Source organism: Apibacter adventoris (assembly GCF_002964975.1).
In the GTDB taxonomy this organism is placed as follows: Bacteria; Bacteroidota; Bacteroidia; order Flavobacteriales; family Weeksellaceae; genus Apibacter; species Apibacter adventoris.
Genome location: NZ_PSZM01000004.1, coordinates 1 through 13,099, shown reverse-complemented (window position 1 = coordinate 13,099; position 13,099 = coordinate 1). Strand labels below are relative to the sequence as shown.

Sequence of the window (13,099 nt, the reverse complement as noted above, 5' to 3'; positions counted from 1 at the left end):
AATAATATTAAAGATATAAGGGAACAAAAAGACCTTAAACAAATTGAAGTGGCTAATTATATTGGCGTTGATAAGTCTGCTTATTCTAAAATTGAAAAAGGGGTACGTAGTTTAACTATTGATGAGTTTCATAAAATGGCGCATTTATTTAATATGACTACGGATCAAATTATAAATTATGATGGTTCTATCCCTAAAGAAATTACTATTGAGGACAAGAATGAAGTAGAGCAAATAAGGCTTATTCAACAACTGGAAGAAGAGGACAAACAAACTATTTTTAGATTAGTGGATAAAATGCTTACTAATAAAAAATTTAAAGATTTTTTTACTAAAAACGCTGCTTCTTTATAAGTAAAATTATTATTATATATAATTAAAAAACAATCCTTTTGGATTGTTTTTTTATCTAATAAATTATAGTTTTTTACTATATTTGCTCCTGACAATCCATTTTATGAACATAATAAGGACAAAGTGTATCACTAATAATACGGGCAGGCGTAAGGGTGAAAGTCCCCAGACTTTTCTACTTCGTAGAATGGGTTGTCAGCGACCTGCCTATTTTTTAAACCCAAATATTTTTTACCATGACAACCCCAAACAAAAAAGTCGAAACCAACAAGGATTTCTCTATTTCCTTAACTTTTAAAAACAAACAAAACTACCTCTTTACTCTAAATTCCCTCTGTAATCTCTGTAAGTCCTCTCTTATCCTTTCTTTGGAACAACCTGAACTCCAGGAACACAACCATTGGGACTTATTCAACACCATTGAACTACTCAGATTGCTTTGCTTGGACGAGGAAATTATTGAATAAAAAAAGCCCGCTATTGCAGGCTTTGCTCTTGTAATTTTCGTATTGCTTTTTTTATTACTTCTTCTAATCTATCATCTCCATAATAACTTTGATCTTCTTTTCGCCATTCTTTATTAGGTTCATAAAAATCCAAATCATATGCAAGTTCCGATAAAATTTCATTTAAAACTTCATCCTGTATACTATCATCATTCCAAACTTCATCCTGAAAATCTTTTATAAGCTTCTCCCTACTTGGGTATCCCTTTTCTAAAATAGATTTCAATAATTCTACTATTTCAATATTCGATTTCATAACACAATTATTTTATTGCTATAAACCTCTTTTTGATTAAATTTTTACTGCTACGTATTACTGTCGTAACTTCTCCTGTTGATGGATTCGTACCAACTAACAAACTTTTTCCACTTGCAAAACTTTTTGGTAAGACATAATTGATTGATTTATTAAGTGGATCATAGAATTTTTGTCCCTTGTTAACAACCAATTCGACCATATCTTTTGTTACCCCACGTTCAGCTAATCGTTGTAAAGAGTGCTTGCTAAACTGTATTCCTGTCTTGGCTAAAGCATTTGTCCCCATGTTAACAGTACTCTTACTTGTTACATTAACGACACCTTGTTCTGCTCTATAAAGTAGACCACCAGCTTTTCCTATAGGAATAGCTATTGCTATTTTGAATGTAGATCCAGCTGTATTTAACTCATTCCCAAATCTATCTGCTCCTGTTATATATCCTTGTATTCCATCCCATACTAAAGCTATCGGGTTGTATTGATCTGTTTCATACACAATTCTATGAGCCCAGTCCATAAAACTTCCACTTCCATCTCCTCCATAAAACTCACCACTACTTGTCAAACCTCTTTCTTTCCATGTTCCATTTGAGTTTAATGTAACTTGAGTATTGTTAACTGATGTATATGTATTATTAGTTACACCATCTGAATAATCATCATAACCTAATTCCTTATAATTCTCTTGGGTAATATTTTCATCATAGATCCATTGATTACCTTTTCTTCCCCATCCATCGGGCTCCATCCCCGTAGGATCTATAAAATTAACCGGGTTCTGGAATGTATACGCATACGGTGATACATTAGGGTACTTCTCAGCCAATGGATCCGTTGACAACCACACGGATTCCCTCGGATTGTAATACCTAGCTCCGTAATAGTATAACCCCGTTTCCTCATCCAGTTCCTTGCCTTTAAACAGGTAAGGGGTATTCCAACTCTGGTTCCTTTCCTCAATAAACACCTCCCCAAACGGTACATATTCTACATGCTGTACTATTTGTGCGTCTAAGTTAGTAATATAACTGCTACTTCCCAAATGATCTGCATGATCATAATACTGCTTCTTTTCATATTTTTCATTCCCTTTGCCTATTCTGCCTCCATAGGCTTGGAGTTTTTTATCCTTTCCTTCACAGCAGAAGCCTGCTCCGTTTACATAATCATAATGGTATTTACTTAGGGAGTATCCTCTGTAAATCTTATCTTATTCTTGCTTTGGAACATCCCGAACTTACAGAACACAACAACTGGGACTTATTCAACACCATTGAACTCCTCAGATTACTTGCCCTTGACGAGGAAATTAGTTAAATAAAAAAGCCCTCGCAAAAGCGAGGGCTTTTTTATTATATTACAAAACATCTTAGTAAATATGTTACTATATTTATGTACATAACCTAAGTTTAGGGAAATCTAAATATCTAATAATAAGAGTATCTTTAAATCCTGAAATTTCAATATAATCATACTCTTTTTTTAATTTTATAATATATTTCCCTCTTTTACTATCTTCTATATTCATTTTTTTTAATCCAGCTGGCAATTCGTACAATCTTGTTTTACAATATCCTGCACTATCACCTATATACTTTAAGGTATCTTTTTTATTAATTACTATAAACTCACCTTTAAAAGCCGCTCCATTTACTATTAATAATCTAATATTATAATTTTTAATCTTTTCAGGCTGATATTTTTCAGGCAAAGATTCTTTATACATTTTTTCTAAAAAATGAGTATACTTGAATTTTAACTTTTTTTCTTTTTCTAAAGTTGTATTATAGTACCTTACTAAAGGTTTATTAATAGAACATTCAAGCATCAATAGCATAACAATAAACAAAATAATACTACTCAATTTCATAATTCATTTTATTTCTCTTGTTTTGATTCAATATAATTTTTCATATAATTTATCTGATCTTGATTTAGCTCTTTTCCTCCATAGTATCCATTAGTTCTACCATCTCCCGCTTCTGTATTCATTAAATTATATTTATTATTTGGGGTATCATTAACTATTACTTTACCTTCTTCATTTAATTGAACATCAAATATATGCCCTAATCCCCCAGAGTGTCCCATTTCATGAGCTATAACAAAAGAATCATCTTGTACATAGGCTGTACCATTAATCATATTACCTATTTGAGTTGACCCCATTACATATTCTACACCTGTAGCTGTTTGTTTTGAAGTTATATTACTGCCAAACTCTAAAGTATAAATAGCATTATTATCCTGAACTATATTTATATTCAATCCTTTATTTTGAGATAATATTTTAGAGACTTCATTTAATTTTAATGCCAACTGGTCTGCACTTCCTTCGTAATTATTTACTTTTACTTTCCAGGTTACATTCGTTACTCCTCCCTTAACACTCTCTACAATCGCCTGTTTTCCATTAGGATCTACTAAAAGAACCGGATTCTGATAACAATACCCATAGGTATTTAAGTTAAATGAATTAAATACTCCTTTGTTATGTTGACCATCGATGTAGTACTCCGTTTCCATAATAGGGTTGTAACCACTTAATGGATCCGTTGACAACCACACAGACTCCCACGGGTTGTAATACCTAGCCCCGTAGTAGTATAACCCCGTTTCCTCATCCAGTTCCTTGCCATTAAACAGGTAAGGGGTATTCCAACTCTGGTTCCTTTCCTCAATTAACACCTCCCCAAACGGTACATATGCTACATGCTGTACTATTTGCGCGTCTAAGTTAGTAATATAACTGCTACTTTCCAAATGATCCGCATGATCATAATACTGCTTCTTTTCATATTCTTCATTCCCTTTGCCGATTCCGCCTCCATAGGCTTGGTGTTTTTTATCCTTTCCTTCACAGCAGAAGCCTGCTCCGTTTACATAATCATTATGGTCTTTTCCATGGTAAGGCTCTTCAAAATACGCATAGTGGTTTTTATTTAGGTAGTAAATCCTTTCTTATCCTTTCTTTAAACATAAAGAACTGAACTCTCCGAGCACAACCAATGGGATATTTATAATCTCATATCTCTTATTCAAGCCCTCCTGCCTAACGAGGAACTCGATCTGTTAGATCTGATTAAGAAAGAATAAAAAAGGTGGAGAATACTCTTCACCTTTTTTATCCTATTACCACAATTTATTTTTATTGATTATATTAATTGCCTCAATCTCATTAGGAGGCCCTAAATACATATCTTTCTCACTAATTCTTTGTAAATAATCTTTTCTTTCTTTACTATAATAGGGTTGTCCTCTAAATTTAATAATTTTTATAACTCCTTTTGAATTCCAACTCTTTGGAACATCCCACACAAAAGGCCTAACAGGAAATAGAGTATCAAATTTCGTAATTTGATTGATATTATCATAATTATCATGTAATTCTTCCGATAATAACAAAATTGCATCATCAGCCAATGAGTATAAGGTTATTTCATTCTTACCCTCTTTACTTATTACTGTATAATATGAACTACTATCTGCTATAAATATCCCATTCTTATAAAATTTAAACTGATTAATAGTTGAACTATCATTAATAGGAAAATATTGTTTATATTCATATCTTCCATCCTCATAATTGTAATATCCCCAATCATAATTATAAAAACTTGCTCCCTTATTAGTTTGAAAATATTTTTTTACAACAGTATCCCCTTTTTGATTATATTGTAAGTTATAGTAAATATATTTTTCATTTTTATCTTCTACTAACCAAGATTCCGATAATTTTTTACCATCTAATAATTTTGTTAATACTTTTACTGGAATCCCTTTTCTCAAATACTCTCTCCTTTCACATTTTAAACCATCAATTATTTCTTCACTTGTCTTTATTTCATCATATTGTTTTTTATCACAACTTTGTAAGAGTATGAAAATAACAATAAATAATTGCAGATTTTTTTTACTTAACATAATTCAATCCTTTTCCTGTACGATATATTTGTTGCTGTTTTTTTAGTTTAATATCAAAAGTATCTAGAGGATATCTCACTTTTACTGAAGTATCTTTAACCTTTCTACCTACTTCCATATATCCAGCAGCCTTACGCCGATCTAAATCAATACTAATTGGTATTTGGATATTATACTCAAAAGAATCTGTTTTTCCTTTACTGGGTAATGTCATATTCCCTAAACTTAGCACATCACCTAAAAAGTCCATGAAGTCTGGAGAACTCCCTCTTCCAATTGCACCTAAATATTCCATCATATCATTTTCTCTAGTTTTATCCCCAAACCTGTAATGAGAATTTCTTATAATAAAAGTTCTGTCTCCTCCCACCATCTGAGGATACGTTTCACTCCCACTATCACTAAATAGATTAATTGATGATAAATATGACATAGCTTTATCTATAAATGTTGGAGCTTTATCCGGAGCTTGTTTTGAAATTCCATCCTCTGTATAATTTCCATTTTCTCCTAATACTATTTGGGAGTTAAATCTTGGATCTATTGTTTCATAACCAGGGGCTATATACTCATAATTATCAGGATTATACCCATTAGCTGCCAAATCATTTGAACTTTTAACTCTACTATCATATATTATTTCTCTTGTTTCCTTATTCTTTATCCAATCATCAACTCCTTCTCCCTCCATCCCCGTTGGGTCGGTATATCTAATTGGATTCTGATACGTATACTGGTAAGGAGTCATCGTTTCTTCAAGCATTGGATCTACACTTAAAAAGATAGACTCCCTAGGATTGTAATACCTAGCTCCGTAATAGTATAACCCCGTTTCCTCATCCAGTTCCTTGCCATTAAACAAATAAGGGGTATTCCAACTCTGGTCCTTTCCTCAATAAACACCTCTCCAAACGGTACATATTCTACATGCTGTACTATTTGTGCGTCTAAGTTAGTAATATAACTGCTACTTCCCAAATGATCCGCATGATCATAATACTGCTTCTTTTCATATTCTTCATTCCCTTTGCCGATTCCTCCTCCATAGGCTTGGAGTTTTTTATCTTTGCCCGCATAGCAAAAGCCTGCTCCGTTTACATAATCATTATGGTCTTTTCCATGGTAAGGCACTTCAAAATTCGCATAGTGGTCTATTTATAATACTATTGAACTCCTCAAATTAGTGCATGGATGAAGAGATAGAGTGAAATAAAAAAACCAAAGCTTTTTTGCTCTATTTTACTATTTCTATTAATTTGATATTAGACAATTTTAATAAAAATATATTCTTTTATTTTAATTTACTTAATTAATGTATAAGATATTCCCACGGTATAAAAAATCGGACAAATATAACCAGAGCAAAAACTATATAACTCCATTTTATCTTTTTATATATTTTAAATTCATTTTCCTTTAAATCTATCCGATTTATAAGGTGCTTATCTAATAATTTGTGATTTTTATATGTAAAATAAAACATATAAATAAAACTCATTATTAAAATTATATTTAATAAATTTAAAATAATCTGCAACATATCTTTACCAATTAATTTCGGTTTTACCTTCTAACTTAAAATCTCCTTTTATACCAATGATATTATAGAAAGATTTTCCTATATCTTCTTGAATTCCATAATTTACCTTTATTCCTTTATAACTCTTCTCAATCTTAAATTCAGCCCAAGGCATTCCTACACCAAAATATGGAGTTATTTCAACTTCATTGGGATGAATAGCTGGTTGCCCTAAAACAGGAACAGTTACATCCTTCAATTTCCAAGAAACCCCAGCCTTAACATCAACTTTTCCTGTTTCTAATTTGCCAGAAATAAGAGTTCCTTTTAGATCACCTCCTGTTGCAATCTCATATAAAGGATTATATAAATCTAAATAAGCCCCATCATTTTTATTAGAACCTACAGTTATTTCTCCAGCCCTTATTGTTGGGCCTTTAATTTCGTAACCTCTTGTTCCTCCATCACTAACCTGTAATAGCCCAACATCAACACTAAGTTTAGTCTCATGAGTAATAGAGTTTTTTATTTTAACTCGAAATATATTTTTAATAGGTCTTATTATATTCCTATTAAACCAACTTCTTGCTTTACTTATAATTACAACTTCGTCTATTTCTCTTTCTTTAGGTGGATCTCCCGGTTCTAGCCCCTCTAAGCCTCGGGGATCTATATACTTAATCGGGTTCTGAAATGTATATGCATACGGAGAATAATTCGGGTACCTCTCCGCCAGCGGATCGACTGATAACCAGACAGACTCCCTCGGTTTGTAATACCTAGCTCCGTAATAGTATAACCCCGTTTCCTCATCCAGTTCCTTGCCATTAAACAGGTAAGGGGTATTCCAACTCTGGTTCCTTTCCTCAATAAACACCTCTCCAAACGGTACATATTCTACATGCTGTACTATTTGTGCGTCTAAGTTAGTAATATAACTGCTACTTCCCAAATGATCCGCATGATAATAATACTGCATCTTTTCATATTCTTCATTCCCTTTGCCGATTCCGCCTCCATAGGCTTGGAGTTTTTTATCCTTTCCTGCACAGCAGAAGCCTGCTCCGTTTACATAATCATTATGGTCTTTTCCTTGGTAAGGCACTTCAAAATACGCATAGTGGGCTCTATTTAGGGAGTATCCTCTGTAATTCTTCTCTTATCCTTTCTTTGTAGCATAAGGAATTCCAAGAACACACTCAATGGGACATTTACAATATCCTGCAGCTCTTCCACTCATTCATCCCCAAAGATGAATTGGAATTATTGGATTTACTAAACAAAGAGCCTTAAAACTAAAAACCCCTCGCAATGCGAGGGGTTGGAGTTATTTAACATCTACGCCTAGTTTATAGGCCAGCTAAACTTTTTTACCTATCTCTTATGAATACTTTTTAAATAACTTAGAATTTCTTCTTTATATTTTTGATTCTCAGGATCCGAACTATAACTTTCTTCTTCTAACATATCTGTTATAGATAACTTTTGTTCATCTTTACCTCCTTTATCTCGAATATAAACTATATCTGGAATTTCTGTTGATGGTTGCTTAATCAAATACAATGCGGCTTCTAAATTATTATGTATTAAAGCGGTTGTAATTGCGCCATATCCTTTATAATAAAGAGTATCATTAACACAGGCTCCTTTAGCTACAAGATATTTAACTAAATCTACGCAATTTTTTTTTGAAGAAGCTAAACTAAGCGCTGTCTCATTGTATGTCTCATTAGTTGCTTCTCGTAAATATTTTTTTCGTGTATTCACATCAGCCCCATGTTCTATCAATAACTTAACCTTATCCATATTACAGGATTCCATATATTTTAAAGCTACTGTAAAAGAAGTATCATCGCTATAAAAGTTCTTCAAATTAGGATCTGCTCCTAAATCTAATAAAGCCTGTACCGTCTCTTTCTTTTGGTTTACGATTGCCAACATCAATAAATTATTACCAAATTTAGGTTCTCTATAATTCACGTCTATCTTCTCTTCTTTTACCAAACGGGTCATCTCTGATAAATTATCTGACTCAACCGCTTTAGATAAGGTATATACAGGAGTGTCTTGAAATAATTTATAATTATAACCGGGAAGATAATGCTTGCATGAATAAAACATTACAAGCATTAATATAAAAATATAAATTCTCTGTATCATTTTTTAGTTTTGTTATAGGCTTTAACATCCTTTATTTCACTTAATATCTGACCTATGGTATGAGCTTTTAAAGTTCCATATACGGGAATTAAAGGCATCGTTGAATATAAATATTTAGTGGTTCCTAAACGGTTTAACCCTAACTTCTTTCCATAAGTGGATTGGAAATTGTTTAATACTTCTCCAAATATTACATAATTAGTAATTTTATCATCAAATTTATATAACTTATGTACATTAGCCGTTAAAGTAGATACCCAAGCTGGATTAAAAGTAATTGCCTGACCATCAATCGAAAGAGCTGAAGCTTGAACCAACCCTCCCCCTAAAGAATGTCCTACAAAAGTAAGTTCTGAATCTCCCAAATCTTTCTTTAAAAGTTCTGCATTATTAATAACAGTTGTATATTGGGAAGAAACTCCGAAAGCCTGTAAAACATCTTGCAATCCATCTTTTTTAATATCTTCAGTACCAGCATAAACCATGGCATATTCCGTCTTCCCGTCTAATGTTCGCTCATATAAATTCCCTTTTAATCCATTTTGATCATCCTCTTTTACCAATCCTTTAACATCTCTCTTAGAAACCTCCCATCCTCCAACTAATTTTATTTTCCCATCATACACATGGCTTGCCATAGTAGCAGCTTCTAATGGAGTAGGCTCTTCTCCATTAGGATCAATTAACTTAACCGGATTCTGGAATGTATATGCATATGGCGAAATGTTAGGGTATTTCTTCGCCATCGGATTCACTGATAACCACACAGACTCCCTCGGGTTATAATACCTAGCTCCGTAATAGTATAACCCCGTTTCCTCATCCAGTTCCTTGCCATTAAACAAATAAGGGGTATTCCAACTCTGGTTCCTTTCCTCAATAAACACCTCACCAAACGGTACATATTCTACATGCTGTACTATTTGTGCGTCTAAGTTAGTAATATAACTGCTACTTCCCAAATGATCTGCATGATCATAATACTGCATCTTTTCATATTCTTCATTCCCTTTGCCGATTCCCCCTCCATAGGCTTGGAGTTTTTTATCTTTGCCTTCACAGCAGAAGCCTGCTCCTTATGGCCTTTTAGGCATAGTTGTCTTTACTTATGAAATAACCTTTATAAATCTTCCCTTATCCTTTCTTTGGAACATCCTGAACTCCAAGAACACAACCATTGGGATTTATTCAATACCATTGAACTCCTCATATTGCTCTGCATGGACGAGAAAATTAGTTAAATAAAAGAGGCTGTCTCTAAACTAAGACAGCCTCTTATTTTATACTATTTTAGGTTCAATTCATACTGAAATATTCTTATATTAAACCCTATATATTTATTATGCTGATACTATTCAAAAGTTTTAAACCTTACAGTGTTATTATAATCAAGCTTTGAATTTTGATATCTAATCAACAAATCACTTATAATAGTATCTTTGTTATCTTTATCGCTTAATATATAATGCCTACCATAAGTTATTTCTAAAGTATCGCCTAATAACAAATTAATATCATCTATCGCACTCTCCTCTATAACATTATTTGTTTTTTCCTCCTTGTTTATAATTTTAATATACTCTGGATACACTTTTGTTACACTAAAGCTTCCTTTTGTATACCAGACTATTTTATATTTTGAGCTTTCTATAATCTTTCTGTTTAAATCTATATCTTTGAAAAATCCCTTACATCCATATAGTAAGAGAATACTGATTGATAATATAACTATTTTTCTCATTTCTATTAATATCTAAGATACTTATTGTAATTCGCTTTAAAATAAAATCCGTTATATATTCCAGAGCCAGAATATGTATGTTCTCCATAAAAAGGATAGCCTTTATTATAGCCATTTCCACTGTTTTTATATTGATTATATTTACCAACAATAGGCATTACTTTTATGTAAAAATCCCTTGGTTTTCCATTGTAATTTTCTGCATATTGAGAATAAATATTCCTCATATTTTTTCCAAAACTAACATTGAAAGTATATCTAACCGTAGTATATATTTTTTTCTCTGCATCAACTACAACTGTTTTATAGTGATCATATTTTACTTTTATATCCCTATCTCCTCCGTTTCTTGAGGATAAAGCCAGTTCAGCTAAATCAGCTCCTTCCGAATACCCCGAAGGCTTATAGTCATTTTTATAAATCAATGTGTAAAAATTAAGGTTTGAATTTGGATCAAACATAGTTTTTGGCTTAACACCTGAAAATGTACCTTTAGATTCATCTGTATTTATATAATCCCAAGGGTTTAAAGTATTTCCTATTTTTTCACTCGAATTCACATCATAATTTCCATCTTTATCAGCTATATAAATTCCTGTATCTCCATCATTTTTGGCACTCACAACAGTATAGGTACCTTTCTTATTTTTTATAACTCCTGTACTCTCTCCCTCCATCCCCGTTGGGCCAGTAAACTTAATTGGATTTTGATAAGTATACTGATACGAAGTCATTGTTTCTTCAAACATTGGCTCTACACTTAAAAAGATAGATTTCCTCGGGTTGTAATACCTAGCCCCATAATAGTATAACCCCGTTTCCTAATCCAGTTCCTTGCCATTAAACAAATAAGGGGTATTCCAACTCTGGTTCCTTTCCTCAATAAACAACCTCACCAAATGGTACATATTCTACATGCTGTACTATTTGGGCGTCTAAGTTAGTAATATAACTGCTACTTCCCAAATGATCCGCATGATCATAATACTGCATCTTTTCATATTCTTCATTTCCTTTGCCGATTCCGCCTCCATAGGCTTGGAGTTTTTTATCCTTTCCTTCACAGCAGAAGCCTGCTCCGTTTACTTAATCATTATGACCTTTTCCATGGTAAGGTACTTCAAAATACGCATAATTGTCTTTTATATCCTGCAGGCTGCGTTCGTATTTTTCTTTCCAGTTTATTTTTACTCCTCGTAGGTCATCGCCGGCATATTCTATTCTGCGAGGATCGGCCCCGAAGCTTTCTATATAAAAAACTCTCCTAATATGTCTGGGAGAGTTTTTTGTCTTGATAAATGATTATTTGCTATCTTTGGTTGTCAACACATTTTAATAAATCATTTATGAAAGTAATTATTAGTCTTAATAGGGCAGGCACATGGGTGAAAGTCCCAAGACTTTTCTACTCTGTAGGATTCGTTTGTAGCGACCTGCCTTTTTTACCAACTTAAACACTTTTTTATGCAAACGAAAAATCAAAAATTCGATCTCTCTAACAAAAACAAAAATCCTAAATCTTTTAATGTAAAAATTGCTTTTGAGGACAAAAAGGAGTTCTTTTTTTCTCTGAAGCGCTTTATAGTTCTACAGAAAATGCACTGCTGGCACTGGCGCTTAATGAAAACTCTTTAGTGGATAAGCAAAAATATGGGATGTTTTTACAACCTCAGATTAATTAACCTTCTGATGGTTAACCTCCAATGGTAAAAATGAAAAAACCCTTGTGAATTGCAAGGTGTTTTTGTTATTTCATACTACATTACAGCTGGACTAAAAACTACTTTATTATTTCTACCATCAAATATTATGCTTACAAGGGAATAATCACATTCTTCTAAATACACATTATTATCACAACACATTTGAATATAATAAGTGAAATCTATTTTTCCATCATCTAATAATGTTCTTTTATTGGGATTTCCAAAAATTAATTTTACATCAACAGTATCATTTAACTTTCCTTCATTAATATACTTATCAAAAATTTGGTTCCCCATTTCAATAGTTCTTAAATGTTTGCACCCAAGACTATCTGATTTCCATTTTAATATTAAAGAATCATTTTCATTTCTTATCAATTGAACTTTATCTACATTATTTGAATCCGTTAATAAATTTACTTTTTTCTGATTACAAGATATTAAAATACTACAAATCATGACCAGTCTTATCCAAAAGGGTATTATCAATTTTTGGACTTCCAATATAATTGTTTCCATTAGAATCTGTTTTTATATTATTAATAATTTTCTGTATATCTCCATTACGAACTCTTCTATAAATAGGATTCACAGTTCCCCCCTTAGCTCCTGACTTAGCTTTTGGATCATATTGATACTCAGAATTAACTAAAGTACCTCTGGCAGCCATAATATTTGGAATACCCCTCCCCCTTTGATCACTCTCATGTTCCAATCCTAACCCATGTGCATTTTCATGTGGAGCTGTTGATGATTCTCCCAATCCGTCTGAAACTAACCAATGTCCAGTATTACTACCTAGTTGCCTCATAAATGAACGACCTAATCTATTTTTATCTTTTTCGATTCGTATAAAATTAAGTTTTCTATCAGTATTTCCTTTGGCTAATTCTTGCGCTTCTGCTAAAGTTTTAGTTTCATAAGATATAT

The 13,099-nt window shown here is 32.4% G+C and carries 15 protein-coding genes; 1 reads left to right on the top strand and 14 read right to left on the bottom strand.

Annotation, left to right across the window (positions count from 1 at the left end; translation table 11 throughout):
* On the top strand, nt 1-354 hold a 354-nt coding region (locus tag C4S77_RS02790), incomplete at its 5' end, for a helix-turn-helix domain-containing protein (protein WP_260209372.1).
* 477 nt (nt 355-831) lie between these two features.
* Here C4S77_RS02790 and C4S77_RS02785 read toward each other — a convergent pair.
* The 14 genes from C4S77_RS02785 to C4S77_RS12875 all read right to left on the bottom strand — a co-directional run.
* Entirely contained in the window at nt 832-1,116 is a 285-nt protein-coding gene (locus C4S77_RS02785; RefSeq protein ID WP_105245942.1) for a hypothetical protein, read from the bottom strand.
* Nucleotides 1,117-1,123: 7 nt separating this feature from the next.
* Nucleotides 1,124-2,161, bottom strand: a complete 1,038-nt coding sequence (locus tag C4S77_RS02780) for an RHS repeat-associated core domain-containing protein (protein WP_260209371.1) — start codon at nt 2,159-2,161, stop codon at nt 1,124-1,126.
* A gap of 348 nt (nt 2,162-2,509) precedes the next feature.
* Entirely contained in the window at nt 2,510-2,989 is a 480-nt protein-coding gene (locus C4S77_RS02775; RefSeq protein ID WP_146106017.1) for a hypothetical protein, read from the bottom strand.
* An 8-nt stretch (nt 2,990-2,997) separates the two neighbouring features.
* Nucleotides 2,998-3,882 (bottom strand): RHS repeat-associated core domain-containing protein, encoded by an 885-nt coding sequence (locus C4S77_RS02770; RefSeq protein WP_221405059.1) that lies wholly within the window; start codon nt 3,880-3,882, stop codon nt 2,998-3,000.
* 369 nt (nt 3,883-4,251) lie between these two features.
* The gene (locus C4S77_RS02765; RefSeq protein WP_105245934.1) at nt 4,252-5,043 is read right to left on the bottom strand and encodes a hypothetical protein; all 792 of its coding nucleotides are present in this window, start codon (nt 5,041-5,043) and stop codon (nt 4,252-4,254) included.
* Nucleotides 5,033-5,905: an RHS repeat-associated core domain-containing protein gene (locus C4S77_RS02760; RefSeq protein WP_221405058.1), complete on the bottom strand. Its 873-nt coding sequence runs from the start codon at nt 5,903-5,905 to the stop codon at nt 5,033-5,035. Before C4S77_RS02760 ends, C4S77_RS02765 begins: the two co-directional genes overlap by 11 nt.
* Entirely contained in the window at nt 5,818-6,174 is a 357-nt protein-coding gene (locus C4S77_RS13135; RefSeq protein ID WP_221405057.1) for a hypothetical protein, read from the bottom strand. The genes C4S77_RS02760 and C4S77_RS13135 overlap by 88 nt, the downstream gene beginning before the upstream one ends.
* A 413-nt stretch (nt 6,175-6,587) precedes the next feature.
* Nucleotides 6,588-7,667: an RHS repeat domain-containing protein gene (locus C4S77_RS02750; protein ID WP_105245930.1), complete on the bottom strand. Its 1,080-nt coding sequence runs from the start codon at nt 7,665-7,667 to the stop codon at nt 6,588-6,590.
* A 269-nt stretch (nt 7,668-7,936) separates the two neighbouring features.
* A complete protein-coding gene (locus tag C4S77_RS02745; RefSeq protein ID WP_105245928.1) occupies nt 7,937-8,722 on the bottom strand; it encodes an ankyrin repeat domain-containing protein in 786 nt (261 codons plus the stop codon).
* The gene (locus tag C4S77_RS02740; protein ID WP_105245926.1) at nt 8,719-9,711 is read right to left on the bottom strand and encodes an RHS repeat domain-containing protein; all 993 of its coding nucleotides are present in this window, start codon (nt 9,709-9,711) and stop codon (nt 8,719-8,721) included. Before C4S77_RS02740 ends, C4S77_RS02745 begins: the two co-directional genes overlap by 4 nt.
* A 362-nt stretch (nt 9,712-10,073) precedes the next feature.
* Nucleotides 10,074-10,463, bottom strand: a complete 390-nt coding sequence (locus C4S77_RS02735; protein WP_105245924.1) for a hypothetical protein — start codon at nt 10,461-10,463, stop codon at nt 10,074-10,076.
* A gap of 5 nt (nt 10,464-10,468) precedes the next feature.
* Entirely contained in the window at nt 10,469-11,233 is a 765-nt protein-coding gene (locus tag C4S77_RS02730; protein WP_260209373.1) for a hypothetical protein, read from the bottom strand.
* 987 nt (nt 11,234-12,220) lie between these two features.
* On the bottom strand, nt 12,221-12,628 hold the full coding sequence (locus tag C4S77_RS02725) for a hypothetical protein (RefSeq protein ID WP_105245922.1): 408 nt from the start codon (nt 12,626-12,628) through the stop codon (nt 12,221-12,223).
* Nucleotides 12,618-13,099: zinc metalloprotease (locus C4S77_RS12875; protein WP_221405056.1), on the bottom strand; the 482-nt coding region annotated here is incomplete at its 5' end. The genes C4S77_RS02725 and C4S77_RS12875, both read right to left, overlap by 11 nt.

Bases quoted from the DNA above. Each gene is read 5' to 3' on its own strand.
- C4S77_RS02745 (WP_105245928.1), bottom strand. From the start codon at position 8,722: ATGATACAGAGAATTTATATTTTTATATTAATGCTTGTAATGTTTTAT.
- C4S77_RS02740 (WP_105245926.1), bottom strand. From the start codon at position 9,711: ATGCAGTATTATGATCATGCAGATCATTTGGGAAGTAGCAGTTATATT.
- C4S77_RS02785 (WP_105245942.1), bottom strand. From the start codon at position 1,116: ATGAAATCGAATATTGAAATAGTAGAATTATTGAAATCTATTTTAGAA.
- C4S77_RS02725 (WP_105245922.1), bottom strand. From the start codon at position 12,628: ATGATTTGTAGTATTTTAATATCTTGTAATCAGAAAAAAGTAAATTTA.
- C4S77_RS02775 (WP_146106017.1), bottom strand. From the start codon at position 2,989: ATGAAATTGAGTAGTATTATTTTGTTTATTGTTATGCTATTGATGCTT.
- C4S77_RS02765 (WP_105245934.1), bottom strand. From the start codon at position 5,043: ATGTTAAGTAAAAAAAATCTGCAATTATTTATTGTTATTTTCATACTC.
- C4S77_RS02735 (WP_105245924.1), bottom strand. From the start codon at position 10,463: ATGAGAAAAATAGTTATATTATCAATCAGTATTCTCTTACTATATGGA.